At 68.0% G+C, this 18,199-nt stretch carries 17 protein-coding genes and 2 pseudogenes; 10 read left to right on the forward strand and 9 right to left on the reverse strand.

Going from position 1 to position 18,199, the window contains the following annotated elements; all coding sequences use genetic code 11:
• Nucleotides 1-507 precede the first annotated feature (507 nt).
• From sigM to trxA, 4 genes are all read left to right on the forward strand, one after another.
• Nucleotides 508-1,236, forward strand: a complete 729-nt coding sequence (sigM, locus tag QOL88_RS19880) for an RNA polymerase sigma factor SigM (RefSeq protein WP_097217892.1) — start codon at nt 508-510, stop codon at nt 1,234-1,236.
• A complete protein-coding gene (locus QOL88_RS19885) occupies nt 1,233-2,156 on the forward strand; it encodes an anti-sigma factor family protein (protein ID WP_097217894.1) in 924 nt (307 codons plus the stop codon). The genes sigM and QOL88_RS19885 overlap by 4 nt, the downstream gene beginning before the upstream one ends.
• Before the next feature lie 168 nt (nt 2,157-2,324).
• Nucleotides 2,325-3,293, forward strand: coding sequence for a thioredoxin-disulfide reductase (trxB, locus tag QOL88_RS19890; protein ID WP_097217895.1), 969 nt, complete (start codon nt 2,325-2,327; stop codon nt 3,291-3,293).
• Nucleotides 3,294-3,338: 45 nt separating this feature from the next.
• Nucleotides 3,339-3,671, forward strand: coding sequence for a thioredoxin (gene trxA / locus QOL88_RS19895; protein WP_097217897.1), 333 nt, complete (start codon nt 3,339-3,341; stop codon nt 3,669-3,671).
• Nucleotides 3,672-3,759: 88 nt separating this feature from the next.
• Here the strand turns inward: trxA and QOL88_RS19900 are convergent, their stop codons facing one another.
• The 9 genes from QOL88_RS19900 to rpmH form a co-directional block, all read right to left on the reverse strand.
• The gene (locus QOL88_RS19900) at nt 3,760-4,377 is read right to left on the reverse strand and encodes a GNAT family N-acetyltransferase (protein ID WP_097217899.1); all 618 of its coding nucleotides are present in this window, start codon (nt 4,375-4,377) and stop codon (nt 3,760-3,762) included.
• A gap of 324 nt (nt 4,378-4,701) precedes the next feature.
• Nucleotides 4,702-5,802 carry a ParB/RepB/Spo0J family partition protein gene (locus QOL88_RS19905; RefSeq protein ID WP_031102671.1) on the reverse strand — a complete coding sequence of 367 codons (1,101 nt, stop codon included), beginning with the start codon at nt 5,800-5,802 and terminating at the stop codon, nt 4,702-4,704.
• Entirely contained in the window at nt 5,799-6,875 is a 1,077-nt protein-coding gene (locus QOL88_RS19910) for a ParA family protein (RefSeq protein WP_097223089.1), read from the reverse strand. Before QOL88_RS19910 ends, QOL88_RS19905 begins: the two co-directional genes overlap by 4 nt.
• A 265-nt stretch (nt 6,876-7,140) precedes the next feature.
• Entirely contained in the window at nt 7,141-7,857 is a 717-nt protein-coding gene (rsmG, locus tag QOL88_RS19915) for a 16S rRNA (guanine(527)-N(7))-methyltransferase RsmG (protein WP_097217901.1), read from the reverse strand.
• 126 nt (nt 7,858-7,983) lie between these two features.
• Nucleotides 7,984-8,496, reverse strand: a complete 513-nt coding sequence (locus tag QOL88_RS19920; RefSeq protein WP_097217903.1) for a Jag family protein — start codon at nt 8,494-8,496, stop codon at nt 7,984-7,986.
• A gap of 15 nt (nt 8,497-8,511) precedes the next feature.
• Nucleotides 8,512-9,804: a membrane protein insertase YidC gene (yidC, locus tag QOL88_RS19925; RefSeq protein WP_097217905.1), complete on the reverse strand. Its 1,293-nt coding sequence runs from the start codon at nt 9,802-9,804 to the stop codon at nt 8,512-8,514.
• 3 nt (nt 9,805-9,807) lie between these two features.
• The gene (yidD, locus tag QOL88_RS19930; RefSeq protein WP_097217907.1) at nt 9,808-10,182 is read right to left on the reverse strand and encodes a membrane protein insertion efficiency factor YidD; all 375 of its coding nucleotides are present in this window, start codon (nt 10,180-10,182) and stop codon (nt 9,808-9,810) included.
• Nucleotides 10,179-10,550, reverse strand: coding sequence for a ribonuclease P protein component (gene rnpA / locus QOL88_RS19935; protein ID WP_078615240.1), 372 nt, complete (start codon nt 10,548-10,550; stop codon nt 10,179-10,181). Before rnpA ends, yidD begins: the two co-directional genes overlap by 4 nt.
• A gap of 21 nt (nt 10,551-10,571) precedes the next feature.
• The gene (rpmH, locus tag QOL88_RS19940; protein ID WP_005482975.1) at nt 10,572-10,709 is read right to left on the reverse strand and encodes a 50S ribosomal protein L34; all 138 of its coding nucleotides are present in this window, start codon (nt 10,707-10,709) and stop codon (nt 10,572-10,574) included.
• A gap of 374 nt (nt 10,710-11,083) precedes the next feature.
• On the opposite strand from rpmH, the pseudogene dnaA (QOL88_RS38875) reads away from it, so the two are divergent.
• The 6 genes and pseudogenes from dnaA (QOL88_RS38875) to QOL88_RS19965 form a co-directional block, all read left to right on the forward strand.
• A pseudogene (dnaA, locus tag QOL88_RS38875) lies at nt 11,084-11,438 on the forward strand (chromosomal replication initiator protein DnaA); the annotation flags it as partial.
• 179 nt (nt 11,439-11,617) lie between these two features.
• Nucleotides 11,618-13,198, forward strand: a pseudogene (gene dnaA, locus QOL88_RS19945) (chromosomal replication initiator protein DnaA); the annotation flags it as partial.
• A 1,026-nt stretch (nt 13,199-14,224) separates the two neighbouring features.
• Nucleotides 14,225-15,355 (forward strand): DNA polymerase III subunit beta, encoded by a 1,131-nt coding sequence (dnaN, locus tag QOL88_RS19950; RefSeq protein ID WP_097217913.1) that lies wholly within the window; start codon nt 14,225-14,227, stop codon nt 15,353-15,355.
• A 207-nt stretch (nt 15,356-15,562) separates the two neighbouring features.
• Complete coding sequence (gene gnd, locus QOL88_RS19955; protein WP_097217915.1) at nt 15,563-16,438, forward strand: phosphogluconate dehydrogenase (NAD(+)-dependent, decarboxylating); 876 nt, start codon at nt 15,563-15,565, stop codon at nt 16,436-16,438.
• Between the two features lie 31 nt (nt 16,439-16,469).
• Nucleotides 16,470-17,591, forward strand: coding sequence for a DNA replication/repair protein RecF (gene recF, locus QOL88_RS19960; RefSeq protein ID WP_097217917.1), 1,122 nt, complete (start codon nt 16,470-16,472; stop codon nt 17,589-17,591).
• On the forward strand, nt 17,588-18,133 hold the full coding sequence (locus QOL88_RS19965) for a DciA family protein (protein WP_097217919.1): 546 nt from the start codon (nt 17,588-17,590) through the stop codon (nt 18,131-18,133). The genes recF and QOL88_RS19965 overlap by 4 nt, the downstream gene beginning before the upstream one ends.
• Nucleotides 18,134-18,199 lie beyond the last annotated feature (66 nt).

Consider the following 18,199-nt stretch of genomic DNA (forward strand, 5'->3'; position numbering starts at 1 on the left):
GGGCCGGCGTGGTAGGAGTAGTACCCAGAGTCCGTCTTCTTGGTCCCGCCGAGCACCTCAAGCTGAGCTATCATCCGCAACTTGACTCCAGGGGTCCGTGATGTGGTGATCACGCAGTTGGTGCCATTGCTGTAGTAGAGATCCACCCACCCTGTGTCAAAGGAAAGCCGGTCAATTCGACTCCCTGGACACGTGGTCGCAGCCTGAGCCGTTCCGGATCCCGCAAAAATGACCGCTCCCGCGATGGTCGACACGACCGTCCCCATAGCGGCAGCTCGACGCCTACTCAACTTCTTCACCAGCTTCTCCTGTTGCCTGTTGTGTGCCGAAAGAACATGACGCATCAATTATGTGACCAGCAGAGAGCTCATGATCATGATCAGGCCAATGGGAGGTGCTGTGTCTGTCACAGCGTTCCGGGACCCGCCTCGGGTTCGCTGAGGCGCGTTTACATCCCACCGACCCGCAGGATTCAATGGAACACTCAGAGCGGAACGGGGAGGGGACGTGCAGGTAGAGCACCAGAACAGCTCACCGGCGACCGATGCCCAACTGATCCGCCTTCATGTGGGAGGCGACCCGGAAGCCTTCGCCGAATTGGTACGCCGTCATCGTGACCGCCTCTGGGCCGTCGCCCTGCGTACCCTGGGCGACCGCGAGGAAGCCGCCGACGCCGTCCAGGACGCGCTGGTCTCCGCCTACCGGGCCGCCCACACCTTCCGGGGCCAGTCGGCGGTCACGACGTGGCTGCACAGGATCACGGTGAACGCCTGCCTGGACCGCGCCCGCAAGGCGGCCTCCCGGAAGACCTCTCCCGTCGACGACACCGAGCGCCTGGAGCAGCTGCTGGAGCCGCACGAGTCGGCTTCGGCCCCCGCCGAGCGCAACGATCTCCACCGGCAGCTCATCGAGGCCCTGGGAACCCTGCCCGCCGACCAGCGCGCCGCACTCGTCCTGGTGGACATGCAGGGCTACCCCGTCGCGGAGGCCGCCCGCATTCTCGACGTGCCGACCGGCACCGTGAAGAGCAGATGTGCGCGCGGAAGAGCCAGACTCCTGCCGCTGCTCACCCATCTACGGCCGGACAACAGCGGTGAGGTCAAGAACCCGCGCGAAGAACGGAACCGGACGCAGGGGCCGACCGTCCCACCCGCAGCGGGACCGCGCCGAGCGGAACCCCCGGACACAGGACCGAGCGACTCAGCTGCAGTGAAGGGCGGAGGTGGACGAGCGTGACGTCGACGACAGACATGGCCGGGCACCCGGACGTCGCGGAGATCTCCGACCTCGCCGAGGGTCTCCTCCCACCGGCCCGGACTACGGAGCTGCGCCGGCACCTGGACGACTGCGAGCTCTGTGCGGACGTCTACAGCTCCCTGGAGGAGATCCGCGGGCTCCTCGGCACACTGCCGGGTCCGCCGCGCATGCCCGCCGATGTCGCGGGCCGCATCGATGCCGCTCTTGCCGCCGAGGCCCTGCTGAACGCCTCGGGACCGGAGGCCGCAGAGAGCCCGGATCCAGTGAGCGCTCCCGGTTCTGCCTCCGAGGACGACAGCGATGCGCATGTTTCACGTGAAACATCGACGCCCCCCGACCGGCCTGTCGGCCGTCCCCGCTCCTCCACCACTGGTCCGGGCCGCAAGGGCCGCCCTCGCAACGGACGCCGCAGGATCGTCGTCCTGGGGACCGTCTTCACGGTGGCCGCCTTGGGTCTGGGATCCGTCTTGCTGACGTCGCTCGGGGACAACAAGCCTCCCGCCGGAGCGACGGGCGAACGGCAGACCACGGCGGCGGACACCTTCTCCGAAGGGAAGCTACCGAAGCAGGTCACCGGTCTCCTGGCCGAGAACAAGACCAAGGGCGGCGGCTCCCGCACTCCCTTCGGCGCGGCGACGGCTCCCGGCACCAACCAGCCGAAGGTCCTCAGGGAGGTCGTGGTGCCCGGCTGCGTCCGCGACGGCATCGGGCGCGACGACGCGGCCCTGGCCATCGAGAACGGCACCTATCAAGGGAAGAAGGCCATGCTCGTGCTGCTTCCCGACGCCGCCGACGCCACTCGGGTCACTGCCTACATCGTGGACGCGACCTGCGTGGATCACGAGGCGCCCACCGCCGCCGGCGAGGTACTCCTGAAGCGCACCTACCCGGCTGCCTGAGCGAACGCTTCGTCCTCGCCCTGTGGGGGCTCACCCCCAGGGCGCCGCATCTCCGTGTGCCCGGACACAGTGGGAATGCGCGCCCCTTAGGATCCGTTGGGTGGGGTGAGAGGTCATAGAGAACTCCCACCGCTCGACCGACGCAGTCCAGAGACGAGGAAACAAGCCGTGAGCGACGTCCGTAACGTGATCATCATCGGCTCCGGGCCCGCCGGCTACACGGCGGCGCTCTACACCGCGCGCGCGTCGCTGAAGCCACTGGTGTTCGAGGGCGCCGTCACCGCGGGTGGTGCGCTCATGAACACCACCGAGGTCGAGAACTTCCCGGGTTTCCAGGACGGCATCATGGGCCCCGAGCTCATGGACAACATGCGCGCCCAGTCGGAGCGCTTCGGAGCCGAGCTCGTCCCGGACGACATCGTGACCGTCGACCTGAGCGGTGAGATCAAGACCGTCACGGACACGGCCGGCACCGTGCACCGAGCGAAGGCCGTCATCGTCGCCACCGGCTCGCAGCACCGCAAGCTCGGACTGCCGAACGAGGACGCCCTGTCGGGCCGCGGTGTGTCCTGGTGCGCCACCTGTGACGGGTTCTTCTTCAAGGACCAGGACATCGCCGTGATCGGTGGTGGCGACACCGCGATGGAGGAGGCCACCTTCCTCTCGCGGTTCGCCAAGTCGGTGACCATCGTCCACCGCCGCGACACCCTGCGCGCCTCCAAGGCCATGCAGGAGCGCGCCTTCGCCGACCCGAAGATCTCCTTCGTGTGGGACAGCGAGGTCGCCGAGATCCAGGGCGACCCGAAGCTCTCCGGTCTGAAGCTGCGCAACCTCAAGACCGGTGAGATCTCGGACCTGCCGGTGACCGGACTCTTCATCGCCATCGGTCACGACCCGCGCACCGAGCTCTTCAAGGGCCAGCTCGACCTGGACGAAGAGGGCTACCTCAAGGTGAGCGCTCCGTCGACGCGCACCAACGTGACCGGTGTCTTCGGCGCCGGTGACGTGGTCGACCACACCTACCGTCAGGCGATCACCGCAGCCGGGACCGGCTGCTCCGCAGCTCTCGACGCCGAGCGCTACCTCGCCGCCCTGGCGGACGAGGAGCAGCCCGAGCCCGAGAAGACCGCCGTCTGACCTCCCCCTACCCGCCCCACGCACCAACCAGTTAAGGAGCCCGCCGTGGCCGGCACCCTGAAGAATGTGACCGACGACTCCTTCGAGCAGGACGTCCTCAAGAGCGACAAGCCTGTTCTGGTGGACTTCTGGGCCGCCTGGTGCGGTCCGTGCCGCCAGATCGCTCCGTCCCTCGAGGCGATCGCCGCCGAGTACGGCGACAAGATCGAGATCGTCAAGCTGAACATTGACGAGAACCCGGGTACGGCCGCCAAGTACGGCGTCATGTCCATCCCGACCCTGAACGTCTACCAGGGTGGCGAGGTCGCCAAGACCATCGTGGGCGCGAAGCCGAAGGCCGCGATCGTTCGCGACCTCGAGGAGTTCATCGCCGAGTGAATCGGCTACAGCGTCGCACCGACGGCGCATGTTTCACGTGAAACACGAATGGGCCAGCCCCGAAGGGTTGGCCCATTCGTTTGTCTGCTCACAGCGGCCGCAGCGCCGGCTCCTTCTGCACGGCTCCCAGGAGCCGGTCCAAGGCCATCTCGACGTCTTCCTTCCAGGAAAGCGTCGACCTCAGTTCCAGCCGCAGCCGCGGATGCGTGGGATGTTGGCGGACCGTCTTGAAGCCAACCGCCAGAAGATGGTCGGCGGGCAACAGACAGGCCGGTTCCTTCCAGCGCGCATCTCCGAAGGCCTCGATCGCCTTGAACCCACGCCGCAGCAGATCCTTGGCGACCGTCTGAACCATCACTCTGCCCAGCCCCTGCCCCTGGTAGCCGGGCACGATGAACGCGGTCATCAGCTGCACCGCGTCAGGCGAGACGGGGCTCGTGGGAAACGCCGTGGAGCGGGGGACATAGGCGGGTGGGGCGTAGAGCACGTAGCCCACCGGGACGTCGTCGACGTACACGACCCGGCCGCAGGACCCCCAGTCCAGCAGAACCGCTGAGATCCAGGCTTCCTTCTCCGGAGCGGACGTGCCCTCCTTTACCGCGGCCTCACCGCTGACTGGGTCGAGCTCCCAGAAGACACACGAGCGACAACGCTTGGGAAGGTCCTGGAGGTTGTCCAGCGTGAGCGGTACGAGCCGGCGGCCCATGAAGGCTGATCCTCGCTTCCTTCGCCCGCCACCGCGTCGCGGGCGGCTGTCAGAGCGCTCCGTTCCCTGAGGAGACTGCCGATGAACCCACCGACCGCTCCCAGCCCCAAACCGGCGCTCACCAGTCCGGTGCGGCTCATGGTTCGCATGGCCTCCGTCTCCCTTTCAGAGGTGCTGCCGAGTGGTTGCGCCGTACCTGACGCATCGTATCCACGATGCGATTCCATCGATACCGGCAGAAAGGAAAGAGCGAGCCACGTTCCGGCACACACCGGACACGGCCCGCTCTGTCTCCCTGCGCAGCAGAGGCTCCGTGCCGGAGGCTCAGGACTCGCTCTCTTCGGAGTCGCCCTCCGAAAGGCTGTTCTGCAGGACCGGCCCCTCGCCAGGAGCGAGTGAGCCCAGGATCCGCTCAAGATCCTCCATCGAGGCGAACTCGACGGTGATCTTGCCCTTCTTCTGACCCAGGTCGACCTTCACCCGCGTCTCGAAGCGGTCCGAGAGCCGTGTGGCGAGGTCGGACAGAGCCGGAGAGACCCGGGCACCGGCGCGCGGACCCTTGGGCTTCTGAGCCTTCTGAGGCCGTGACCCCATCAGGGTCACGATCTCCTCGACGGCTCGCACCGAGAGGCCCTCGGCCACGATGCGGTGAGCCAGCCGATCCTGCTCCTCAGAGTCCTCAACGGAGAGCAGTGCCCGTGCGTGACCGGCGGAGAGAACCCCCGCGGCGACCCGGCGCTGCACGGCCGGCGAGAGCTTCAGCAGACGCAGGGTGTTGGAAACCTGCGGGCGGGATCGGCCGATGCGGTCCGCCAGCTGATCGTGCGTGCAGTTGAAGTCCCTCAGCAACTGGTCGTAGGCGGCAGCCTCTTCCAGTGGGTTCAGCTGTGCACGGTGCAGGTTCTCCAGCAGTGCGTCCAGGAGGAGCTTCTCGTCCTCGGTGGCCCGCACGATCGCCGGGATCGCCTCCAGCCCCGCCTCGCGGCAGGCCCGCCAGCGGCGCTCGCCCATGATGAGCTCGTAGCGGTCGACACCCACCTGCCGTACGACGACCGGCTGAAGGAGCCCTACTTCCTTGATGGAGGTGATGAGCTCGGACAGTGCGTCCTCGTCGAAGACATCACGAGGCTGACGCGGGTTCGGCGTGATGAAGTCGAGGGGGATCTCGGCGAAATGCGCGCCGATGGGTGCCGCAGGCGTGGCAGAAGCACTCGGCTGCGCCGGCTCCTCTGTTTCACGTGAAACAGTCGGCAGGGTCGCTACCTTCGCCGCGGCCACCCCACGATCGCTCGGCAGCACAGGCACTGCCGCCGGGGACGTGGAAGCAGCGTTCCCCGCCGCGGCCTGGGCCACCGACTTCTCCGTCGGTGCGGCAGGGATCAGTGCGCCGAGACCACGGCCCAGCCCCCTCCGTCGCTCGCTCACTGGATGCCCTCCACCATGCTCTGGTCGTTCTGCTGTACGCCGATATGGGCGTGCGTGGCGTCATAGCTGATGCCAACGCCCTTCAGCGCGATCTCGCGTGCCGCCTCAAGGTAGGAGAGGGCACCACTCGATCCTGGATCGTAGGTCAAGACCGTCTGCCCATAGCTCGGCGCCTCCGAGATACGGACAGAGCGGGGGATGCTCGTGCGCAGCACCTCGTCGCCGAAGTGGGTGCGCACCTCTTCAGCGACCTGGGACGCGAGGCGCGTCCGGCCGTCGTACATGGTGAGCAGGATGGTCGATACATGCAGGGCGGGGTTGAGGTGCCCCCGCACGAGATCGACGTTACGCAGCAACTGCCCGAGGCCCTCCAGCGCGTAGTACTCGCACTGGATGGGGATCAGAACTTCCTGGCCCGCCACGAGAGCGTTGACTGTCAGGAGGCCGAGTGAGGGCGGGCAGTCAATGAGGATGTAGTCCAGCGGCTGCTCGTACGCCTGGATCGCGCGCTGGAGCCTGCTCTCCCGTGCCACGAGGGACACCAGCTCGATCTCCGCACCGGCGAGATCGATCGTGGCAGGTGCGCAGAAGAGGCCCTCGACATCGGGGACCGGCTGGACGACCTCGGAGAGAGGTCGGCTCTCCACCAACACGTCATAGATGGAAGGGACTTCGGCGTGATGGTCGATGCCCAGTGCGGTGGACGCATTGCCCTGCGGGTCGAGGTCGACTACGAGGACCCGGCCCCCGTGCAGCGCCAGTGATGCGGCAAGGTTGACGGTCGTCGTCGTCTTGCCCACACCACCCTTCTGGTTGGCGACCACGATGATTCGGGTCTGCTCGGGCCGTGGCAAGCCCTCGCCGGCACGGCCCAGAGCCTCCACTGCCAGTTGGGCAGCACGACCGATGGGAGTGTCGTCCATCGGAGGCGGTGTTTCACGTGAAACATCCGCCCCCATCGACTCGGTACGGGGACCGGGGACCGGATCGGTCATCGGTCCCGCGATGTTGGCGTCGGACCGCAAGGATTCACTCTCCTCGACTTCAGGCTCGCAATGAACAGAGCCTCCCATGTCTTCGGGGTCGTGAACCAGTGAGGCCTGGCGTTCTGTGGAGAAATCCACCTCTGTGGATACCTCGGGTCCCTCATCGAGTGAACCAAGAGGCTTTCGGTCGCGGGGTTCGGCCGCAGCGCGGCCACGACTGATGATGCCGTGCAGCAGTGAGCGACGTTTCACGTGAAACACGATGCACAGCAGCCGTGGCCGGACTGTCGCGACACTCCGGCATGCATCGGTTTGGCAGCTTGTGTGGAGTACGTCTCGTCCTCAGGACGGATCAGCGCCGACGACGCGTCCGCCCTGTGCGCGCCGCCTTGGCCCGCTTCGCAGCGAAGCGCACACCGCCAGGGCTCTCCCCGACCTCGACCCGCACGACGGTGGACAACGGGTCCACCACGCCCTCACCCACATGCAGGATGGACGTCTCCACCGCACCCAGCTTGCTCAGGGCCACCGAAGCGCTCTTCAGCTCCTCCTCGGCGGTGTCACCCTTGAGCGCGAGCATCTCCCCGTACGGTCGCAGCAGCGGAATGCCCCAGGTGGCGAGCCGGTCGAGCGGCGCAACGGCTCGGGCCGTCACCACATGGACGGGCTGGATCTTCCCCATGACTTCCTCGGCCCGCCCGCGCACCACGGTCACATGATCGAGGCCGAGCAGTTCCACGACCTCGGTGAGGAAGTTGGTGCGCCGCAGCAGCGGCTCCAGGAGCGTGATCTTCAGGTCGGTGCGGACCAGCGCCAGCGGAATACCCGGGAGACCGGCGCCCGAGCCGACATCGCACACCGTCACACCGTCGGGCACGACCTCCGAGAGCACCGCACAGTTCAGCAGGTGCCGCTCCCACAGGCGAGGCACCTCACGCGGGCCGATGAGACCGCGCTGCACGCCGGCCTCAGCGAGCAGCTCGGCGTACCGCACCGCATCCGCGAAGCGATCACCGAACACCTCTCGCGCCTGCTCGGGCGCGGGGGGAAGCTCCGCTGCCTCCGTCACGGGGGGACCGTCCTTCCGTACGGTGTCAGCGCACCCGGCGCCGACACCAGAACCACCAGAACTATCAGGCTGACAAAGTTCGGCCCCGCCTGCTCAACAGACGGGGCCGGGAAACGTAGAGGCCGATCAGGCCGGCAGAACGACGACGAAGCGCTGCGGCTCCTCGCCCTCGGACTCGCTGCGCAGGCCCGCGGCCTTGACCGCGTCGTGCACGACCTTGCGCTCGAAGGGCGACATCGGCTTCATCTTCACGGCCTCACCGCTGCTCTTGGCCTCCGCGGCGGCCTTGGCGCCCAGCTCGGACAGCTCCGAGCGCTTCTGTGCCCGGTACCCCGCGATGTCGAGCATCAGACGGCTGCGGTCGCCGGTCTCCCGGTGCACGGCCAGACGGGTGAGCTCCTGGAGCGCCTCCAGTACCTCGCCGTCACGGCCGACCAGCTTCTGCAGGTCACGGCCGCCCGAGTCGCTGATGATCGAGACGGAGGCACGGTCGGCCTCGACGTCCATGTCGATGTCGCCGTCGAGATCGGCGATGTCGAGCAGACCCTCCAGGTAGTCCGCCGCGATCTCGCCTTCCTGCTCCAGGCGAGTCAGGGTGTCTGCACCCTCGGCAGCGGCGGAGGTGGTGCCTTCCGTCACGGGATGGACTCCTTCTTACTTCTTGGACGGGGACTTGGGCCGCTGCGGGCCCTTGCGCTGTCCGGACTGGGCCTTGCTGCGGGTACTGCCTGCGGGCTTCGCGCCGCCCTTCTTGGCAGCGGCGGCGGGCTTGGCGTCCTCGGGCTCGTCGGACTTGGTCAGCGAAGTCTTCGGCTCGTCGGTCTCACCGGCCGCCTTGGCGCCGCCGACGACGCCGTGCTGCCGCTGCGACTTGCTCTGCCGCTTGGGCTGCTGACGCTTCGGGGTACCGCCGCCGGTGGTCGGCGTGCCGTCCTCGGCCTGGGCCGTGGCCGCGGCGTCGCTCTTGATCACGGTGCCGTCGGCCTGGGCGGCGAGGCCGGCCTTGCTCAGGCCGTTGATGAACTTGCGCTCGAACTCGTTGCGGTCGCGGCCCTTGGCGACGATCGCCTTGACGATGGCCCGGTCGCGGCGCTTGCTGACCTTGTCGTGCTGCTGGACGTGCTTGGTCAGGCGGTCGAGGTACGAGGCCTGGGCCTTGGAACCCGGGGTCGGGTTGTTGTGGATCACGTACATCTGCTGGCCCATGGTCCACACGTTGGTGGTCAGCCAGTAGACGAGGACACCGACCGGGAAGTTGATGCCGAAGACGGCGAACATGACCGGGAAGACGTACATCAGCATCTTCTGCTGCTGCATGAACGGGGTCTTCACCGTGGTGTCGACGTTCTTCGTCATCAGCTGGCGCTGGGTGAAGAACTGCGACGCCGACATCAGGACGATCATGATGGCGGTGACCACGCGAACGTCGGTCAGGGAGGCACCGAGTGCTTCCACCTTCGACGAGCTGTCGGTGAACTTCGCCGCCAGCGGAGCACCGACGATGTGTGCCTTCTGCGCGCTCTCCAGCAGGCTCTTGTTGATGACACCGATGGTGTCGCCCGTGGCGATGCCGTTGAGCACGTGGTACAGGGCGAAGAAGAACGGCGACTGCGCCAGGATGGGAAGGCACGAGGAGAGCGGGTTGGTGCCCGTCTCCTTGTACAGCTTCATCATCTCTTCGGACTGACGCTGCTTGTCGTTCTTGTAGCGCTCTTGGATCTTCTTCATCTCGGGCTGCAGCGTCTGCATGGCCCGAGTCGACTTGATCTGCTTCACGAAGAGCGGGATGAGGCAGATACGGATCAGGATCACCAGGGACACGATCGACAGGCCCCAGGCCCAGCCGGTGTCGGGGCCGAAGAGGGCGCCGTACACCGAGTGGAACTGGACGATGACCCAGGAGACGGGTGTGGTGATAAAGCTGAAGAGGCTGGCAATCGTGTCCACTAATCATGCTCCTTGGGCATGGGACGGTGTCTCTGCGGCCGGGCCCGAAGGACTGGACGGACTTGTGGGAGAAGCCTGTCCCTCGGTAGCCGGTCCGGCGGCGGAGGGCCCGCCCTTGCGTGCACGCCACGCGTTACGCAACATTTCGTGCCACCGCGGGCGCTTGCGCGGCGGGACATGGTCCACACCGCCCAGCGACCACGGATTGCATCGCAGGATGCGCCAGGCCGTGAGTGCCGTTCCCTTGATGGCGCCGTGCCGGTCGATGGCCGTGAAGCCATAGTGGGAGCACGACGGGTAGTACTTGCAAACCGGCCCGAGCAGCGGACTGATCGTCCACTGGTAGAGCTTGATCAGAGCCAGCAGCGGGTACTTCATCGCGCGCCCCCTCCCAGCAACCGCTGGAGAGCGGCATCCAGGTCTCGGGCCAGCTGTGCATGGTCGGCGTCACCCGATCCGGGCAGCGCTCGTACGACTACCAGGCTACCGGGGGGCAGCTGGGCGACTCGCTCCCGCATCAGGTGGCGAAGCCTGCGCTTCACTTTGTTCCGCACGACCGCGCCACCCACTGCCTTGCTCACGACGAAACCCGCACGCGTCGGGGGAGCGCTCTCCCCAGGCGCGTGCGGGTCCGTGGAACCGCTACGTAGGTGGACGACGAGGAGCGGGCGTCCGGCCCGGCGTCCTCGTCGTACCGCGGTCGCGAAGTCCTCGCGCCGCCTCAGCCGATGCTCGGTAGGCAGCACGACGTCATGACCTGATCAGGATCAGGCGGACAGGCTGGCGCGACCCTTGCTGCGGCGGTTCGCGAGAATCGCGCGACCGGCACGGGTACGCATCCGCAGGCGGAAGCCGTGGGTCTTCGCGCGACGACGGTTGTTCGGCTGGAAGGTGCGCTTGCTCACTCGGGGGCTCCAGAAGAAATCGGTAGTTGCGGGGTGCCGTCCTGGCTGTCACCGTGCGCCCACGAGTAGCTCGCAGTTACGCCCGAGTGCACCGCTGACCGATCACCCAAATGATCTGTGCCCATCGGAGGCAGGCGGCAGCAGCCATCGACAACTCGACCTGGTTACGGTACGCGCGGCTACGCCATCCGGTCAAACCAGGAGTCGCCGGGAGACACTTGTCCACAGGCTGGGGACAACGACTTGAACCGTACCGGCCGCGCTGACTACCGTGACGGAACTCCGATTCGTTCCCTTATCCCTGCCCCACCCGATTTACATCCTGAGCCGTCCCAGAACCACACGTTCGTGGGACCTGTGAGAGAGCGTGCCCTGTGGCTGACGTACCTGCCGATCTTGCCGCAGTGTGGCCACGCGTATTGGAGCAGCTCCTCGGGGAGGGCCGCGTCCAAGGGGTCGAGGGGAAGGACGAGCACTGGATCCGGCGCTGCCAGCCGCTCGCGCTGGTCGCGGACACCGCCCTGCTCGCCGTACCGAACGAATTCGCGAAGGGCGTACTCGAGGGCCGGCTGGCGCCGATCGTCAGCGAGACGCTGAGCCGCGAGTGCGGCCGTCCGATCCGGATCGCGATCACCGTCGACGACTCCGCTGGCGAGCCCCCCGCCCCGCCGGCGCCCCCGGCCCGCCCCCAGCCGCGCTACGAGGAGCCCGAGCTCCCGGCCGCGCGCCAGGACCGCGAGGGTTACGACCGTCCGGACCGTGAGGGATATGACCGTTCCGAGCGGGACGGATATGACCGATCCGAGCGGGACGGGTACGACCGATCCGAGCGGGACAAGTACGACCGGCAGGAACGCGACGGATACGACCGTCCGGAACGCGCCCCCTACGACCGCCAGGACCGTGACGGGTACGAGGGGTACGGCCGCCACCGCGCCGACAAATTGCCCGGTCCGGCCGGCGACCAGCTTCCGCCTACGCGCGCAGATCAACTTCCCACCGCCCGTCCCGCGTACCCGTCCGAGTACCAGCGCCCCGAGCCCGGCGCCTGGCCGCGGCCCACGCAGCAGGACGAGTACGGCTGGCAGCAACAGCGCCTCGGCTTTCCCGAGCGTGACCCGTACGCCTCACCCGGGCAGGACTCGTACGGCTCGCAGGACTCGTACGGCTCCTCGGACTCCTACGGCCCACCCTCCCAGGACGCCTACGGCTCCCCCTCCCAGGACTACCGCCCGCAGCCCATGGAGCGCCCCTCCTATGAGCAGCAGCGTCCCGACTACGAAACGTCGCGCGGCGACTACGAACAGCGCGACCCGGTGCGCCGGGAGCTGCCCGAGCCGCCGGCCGGCTCCGGCCACGTCCACCGGGGCGGCCCGGTCGGCCCGAACCTGCCGACGACCGGTGCCCCCGGCCCGCTGGCCGCGCAGCCCGCGCCGGCGACCGGCCCGGGCGAACCCACCGCGCGTCTGAACCCGAAGTACCTCTTCGACACGTTCGTCATCGGTGCCTCCAACCGCTTCGCGCACGCGGCCGCGGTCGCTGTGGCCGAGGCACCGGCGAAGGCGTACAACCCCTTGTTCATCTACGGGGAGTCCGGGCTCGGCAAAACGCACCTGCTGCACGCGATCGGGCACTACGCGCGCAGCCTCTACCCGGGCACACGGGTGCGGTACGTGAGCTCGGAGGAGTTCACCAACGAGTTCATCAACTCCATCCGCGACGGCAAGGGCGACAGCTTCCGCAAGCGCTACCGCGAGATGGACATCCTGCTCGTCGACGACATCCAGTTCCTCGCGGACAAGGAGTCGACGCAGGAGGAGTTCTTCCACACCTTCAACACGCTCCACAACGCCAACAAGCAGATCGTGCTGTCCTCCGACCGGCCGCCGAAGCAGCTGGTGACACTGGAGGACCGGCTGCGGAACCGTTTCGAGTGGGGTCTGATCACGGACGTCCAGCCGCCGGAGCTGGAGACGCGGATCGCGATCCTCCGCAAGAAGGCGGTGCAGGAGCAGCTGAACGCGCCGCCGGAGGTGCTGGAGTTCATCGCGTCCCGGATCTCGCGCAACATCCGTGAGCTGGAGGGCGCGCTGATCCGGGTCACCGCGTTCGCCTCGCTCAACCGGCAGCCGGTGGACCTGGGGCTGACGGAGATCGTCCTCAAGGACCTCATCCCCGGTGGCGAGGACTCTGCACCCGAGATCACGTCGACGGCCATCATGGGCGCGACGGCGGACTACTTCGGGCTGACCGTCGAGGACCTGTGCGGCACCTCGCGCGGCCGCGCCCTCGTCACGGCCCGGCAGATCGCCATGTACCTGTGCCGTGAGCTGACGGACCTGTCGCTGCCGAAAATCGGCGCGCTGTTCGGCGGCCGCGACCACACGACGGTCATGCACGCGGACCGCAAGATCCGCAATCTGATGGCCGAGCGCCGTTCCATCTACAACCAGGTCACGGAGCTGACCAACCGCATCAAGAACGGCTGACGGCGGCGGCAGCACGCCGCAGAACGCCGCTGAGGGCGCCCCCGGATCTCTCCGGGAGCGCCCTTCTTATGTGCTGAGGCTCGCTGAGGCCCCCGCGGCCACTGCGGCCACTGCGGCCACTGCTGTGCTGTGCCACGGGCCCCGTTCCGGTCGCCGCAGCAGCCGAGCGACCCGGTTTCCGGGCCGCCGAGGCCCCTCACCGGCTCCCACCGCGCGCACCCCGCCGCATCCCCACCGCAACCCGCTGTTCGATTAATCGCCGGGTTACGGCCTCCCTCCACAGATTCGAGGACTTTCTGCCGTCCACATCCTGGGGACTGCGGAGTTGTCCAGATCGTGTCCACAGCGGCCCTTGCTGAAAGGCCATCAGGCCAGCTCAGGTGGTTGTGGATTCGTGGACGAAGGATCTCCACAGACTGTGGACGACGAGATGATCCACAGGCTGTGCACCGAGTTGTCCACCGGCCGCCCACAGGCTGGGTGCAGTTGTCCCCAGCGATCGGTCGCTTCTCCACATGCCTGTCCACTGTTCGGCAACACGACGCGCCTTCTCACCGGGTCGAGTGAAAGGCGTCACACGAAGGTGCCGGGTTGGGCTGTGGGAAACATGGGTAAAGCTGGGGACAGCGCTGGGGAGAACTCGCCGCACCCTGTGCACGGCGTGTGCAGAACTTTCTGTTCTCCACAGATACGCCCAGTTGTCCACCGCCTCCACCCACAGGACCCGTGGACAAAATTCCCGCTCTGAGCTGGGCAAACGAGGTTATCCACGGTATCCACAGCCCCTACTACTACTCCCGACTAGAGAGAGCTGGGAATCCGTTTCGAAGGGGGCCCTGTGCACAACTCGCTCTTCGGTGCCCGACCGCCCCTCGTCATGACTTGACCCCGAGAGGCACCTACTGTCAGTGCCGTGCGTCAGACTGGTCCCCGGTGTCCTCCCCGTCACAGGGACCGTCGACACCGAGACAGACGACGAGGGCCAGGCAGAGCGAGAAGCGCCGGCAACAGCAGGAGGCGGCAACAGTGAAGATCCGGGTGGAACGCGACGTACTCGCGGAGGCAGTGGCCTGGGCGGCACGCAGCCTCCCGGCCCGTCCGCCGGCGCCTGTCCTCGCCGGCCTGCTGCTGAAGGCCGAGGAAGGCCAGCTGAGCCTGTCCAGCTTCGACTACGAGGTCTCCGCACGGGTGTCCGTCGAGGCCGAGGTCGACGAGGAGGGCACGGTCCTGGTCTCCGGCCGCCTGCTCGCGGACATCTGCCGCGCGCTGCCGAACCGGCCGGTGGAGATTTCCACAGACGGTGTACGGGCGACCGTGGTCTGCGGCTCGTCGCGGTTCACACTCCACACCCTGCCTGTGGAGGAGTACCCGGCCCTGCCCCAGATGCCGAACGCGACGGGCACGGTCCCCGGCGAGGTCTTCGCCTCCGCCGCCTCCCAGGTCGCCATCGCGGCCGGCCGTGACGACACGCTGCCCGTCCTCACCGGTGTCCGCATCGAGATCGAGGGCGACACCGTCACGCTGGCGTCCACCGACCGCTACCGCTTCGCGGTCCGCGAGTTCCTCTGGAAGCCGGAGAACCCCGACGCCTCCGCGGTCGCCCTGGTGCCCGCCAAGACGCTCCTGGACACCGCCAAGGCCCTGACCAGCGGCGACCAGGTGATCCTGGCGCTGTCCGGCTCGGGCTCCGGCGAGGGCCTGATCGGCTTCGAGGGCGCGGGCCGCCGTACGACGACGCGCCTGCTGGAGGGCGACCTCCCGAAGTACCGCACGCTGTTCCCGACGGAGTTCAACAGCGTCGCCGTCATCGAGACCGCCCCCTTCGTGGAGGCCGTCAAGCGCGTGGCCCTGGTCGCCGAGCGCAACACCCCGGTGCGGCTCAGCTTCGAGCAGGGTGTGCTCATCCTGGAGGCCGGTTCCAGCGACGACGCACAGGCTGTGGAAAGGGTTGACGCCCAGCTCGAGGGCGACGACATCTCGATCGCCTTCAACCCGACGTTCCTGCTGGACGGTCTGAGCGCCATCGACTCCCCGGTGGCCCAGCTGTCGTTCACCACGTCCACCAAGCCCGCGCTGCTCAGTGGCAAGCCGGCGCTGGACGCCGAGGCGGACGAGGCCTACAAGTACCTGATCATGCCGGTGCGCCTCAGCGGCTGATCCCGCCCGAGGGCCGGTGAGACGCGGAGGGTCACCAGCGGTTGTCCACAGGCTGAGGACAAAGCTGCAGGTGAGGGCGTACGACTGAGCGCGTATGCCCACAGATGTGCGCGCGCGTCCGGGTTTAGGCTCGGACGCGGGTACGAAAGTGCCTCGCGGTACGCACGTGCCGCCACGCCACGTCGCAGAACCTAAGGAACACAACTGATGGAGCTCGGTCTCGTCGGCCTCGGCAAGATGGGCGGCAACATGCGCGAGCGGATCCGCCGCGCAGGTCACACCGTCCTCGGATACGACCGCAACCCGGACCTCGCCGATGTCCACAGCCTGGAAGAGCTTGTGGGCAAGCTCAGCGGCCCGCGCGTGATCTGGGTGATGGTCCCGGCCGGTGAGGCCACGCAGACCACGATCGACCAGCTCGCCGAGCTGCTGGAGCCCGGCGACGTCGTCGTGGACGGCGGCAACTCCCGCTGGACCGACGACGAGAAGCACGCCGAGGAGCTGGCGGCCAAGGGCATCGGCTTCGTCGACTGTGGTGTCTCCGGCGGCGTCTGGGGCCTGGAGAACGGCTACGCGCTGATGTACGGCGGCGACAAGGAGAACGTCGCCAAGGTCCAGCCGGTCTTCGACGCCCTCAAGCCGGAGGGCGACTCCGGCTCGGTGCACGCCGGCAAGGTCGGCGCGGGCCACTTCGCGAAGATGGTCCACAACGGCATCGAGTACGCGATGATGCAGGCCTACGCCGAGGGCTGGGAGCTGCTGGAGAAGGTCGACTCCGTGACCGACGTCCGGGAGGTCTTCCGCTCCTGGCAGGAGGGCACGGTCATCCGCTCCTGGCTGCTCGACCTCGCGGTCAACGCGCTCGACGGGGACGAGCACCTGGACGAGCTCCGGGGTTATGCACAGGACTCCGGCGAGGGACGCTGGACCGTGGAAGCGGCCATCGACAACGCGGTGCCGCTGCCGGCGATCACCGCGTCACTGTTCGCGCGGTTCTCCTCCCGCCAGGAGGACTCGCCCCAGATGAAGATGATCGCGGCGCTGCGGAACCAGTTCGGCGGCCACGCGGTCGAGAAGAAGTAACCGAGTACCGAGGGAGGTCGGCGAAACGACCATGCACGTCACGCATCTGTCGCTGGCCGACTTCCGCTCGTATCCCCGGGTCGAGGTCCCGCTCGACCCTGGGGTGACGGCCTTCGTCGGGCCGAACGGGCAGGGCAAGACCAACCTCGTCGAGGCGGTCGGCTATCTCGCCACCCTCGGCAGCCACCGGGTCTCCTCCGACGCCCCCCTGGTCCGGATGGGCGCCGAGCGCGCGATCATCCGGGCCCAGGTCCGGCAGGGCGAACGGCAGCAACTGGTCGAGCTGGAGCTGAACCCGGGGCGCGCCAACCGGGCCCGGATCAACAGGTCCTCGCAGGTCAGGCCGCGTGACGTGCTGGGGATCGTGCGGACCGTGCTGTTCGCGCCCGAGGATCTCGCGCTGGTCAAGGGCGACCCCGGTGAGCGGCGGCGCTTCCTCGACGAGCTGATCACCGCGCGCTCCCCGCGCATGGCCGGGGTCCGCTCCGACTACGACCGGGTCCTCAAGCAGCGCAACACCCTGCTGAAGTCGGCGGCGCTGGCCCGCCGGCACGGCGGTCGCACCATGGACATGTCCACCCTGGACGTGTGGGACCAGCATCTCGCGCGCGCGGGCGCCGAGTTGCTCGCCCAGCGCCTGGACCTGATCGCCACGATCCAGCCGCTGGCCGACAAGGCGTACGAGCAACTCGCCCCCGGCGGCGGCCCGATCGCGCTGGAGTACAAGCCGTCCGCGCCGGGCGAGGCGCACACCCGCGAGGACCTCTTCGAGCAGCTGATGGCCGCGCTCGCCGAGGCCCGCAAGCAGGAGATCGAGCGCGGCGTCACCCTGATCGGCCCGCACCGCGACGACCTCCAGCTCAAGCTCGGCCAGCTGCCCGCCAAGGGCTACGCCTCTCACGGCGAGTCCTGGTCCTACGCGCTGGCGCTGCGGCTGGCCTCGTACGACCTCCTGAGCGCGGAGGGCAACGAGCCGGTGCTGGTGCTCGACGACGTCTTCGCCGAGCTGGACACCCGTCGTCGGGAGCGCCTCGCCGAGCTGGTGGCGCCCGGCGAGCAGGTCCTGGTGACGGCCGCGGTCGACGACGACGTACCGCATGTGCTGTCGGGGACGCGGTTCGCCGTGTCCGAGGGGACGGTCGAGCGCGTATGACGGAGAACACATCCGGCGGTGCCCCCGAGCCGTCCAAGTCCCCCGGGCCTTCCGGCGTCGATCTCGCGCGCGTGGCGCTGCGCGCCGCCAAGGACGCCGCACGCGCGCGCGGGGACGCGGCGCAGCAGAAGAAGCAGGCGCGCCGTGGCGGTCTGCGCTCCGGCGCGCGCGCTGACGGGCGCGACCCCATGGCGCTCGGCTCCGCGATCAACCGGCTGATCACCGAGCGCGGCTGGGAGGCGCCGGCCGCCGTGGGCGGTGTGATGGGCCGCTGGCCGCAGATCGTGGGCGAGGACGTCGCCAAGCACTGTGTGCCGGAGAAGTACGACGAGGACGAGCGCGTCCTGACCGTGCGCTGCGACTCGACGGCCTGGGCGACCAACCTCCGGCTGCTCGCGCCCACGCTGGTCGCGCGCCTCAACGAGGACCTGGGCCACGGCAGGGTGACGCTGATCAAGGTGCAGGGCCCCGGCGGCCCGGCCCGCCGCTACGGCCCGCTGCGCGCCCCCGGCAGTACCGGTCCGGGCGATACCTACGGCTGATCTCCGCCGGTTTCCCGCCCGTCGACAGCACGTGACCGACATCACATCAAGGGCTTCCGTCCGCTC

Origin of the sequence: Streptomyces sp. Ag82_O1-12 (assembly GCF_900182715.1) — a bacterium.
GTDB classification, from domain to species: domain Bacteria; phylum Actinomycetota; class Actinomycetes; order Streptomycetales; family Streptomycetaceae; genus Streptomyces; species Streptomyces massasporeus.

Bases quoted from the DNA above. Each gene is read 5' to 3' on its own strand.
- gnd (WP_097217915.1), top strand. From the start codon at position 15,563: ATGGAGCTCGGTCTCGTCGGCCTCGGCAAGATGGGCGGCAACATGCGC.
- QOL88_RS19900 (WP_097217899.1), bottom strand. From the start codon at position 4,377: ATGGGCCGCCGGCTCGTACCGCTCACGCTGGACAACCTCCAGGACCTT.
- yidD (WP_097217907.1), bottom strand. From the start codon at position 10,182: ATGAAGTACCCGCTGCTGGCTCTGATCAAGCTCTACCAGTGGACGATC.
- QOL88_RS19965 (WP_097217919.1), top strand. From the start codon at position 17,588: ATGACGGAGAACACATCCGGCGGTGCCCCCGAGCCGTCCAAGTCCCCC.
- recF (WP_097217917.1), top strand. From the start codon at position 16,470: ATGCACGTCACGCATCTGTCGCTGGCCGACTTCCGCTCGTATCCCCGG.
- QOL88_RS19910 (WP_097223089.1), bottom strand. From the start codon at position 6,875: ATGGGAGGCTCTGTTCATTGCGAGCCTGAAGTCGAGGAGAGTGAATCC.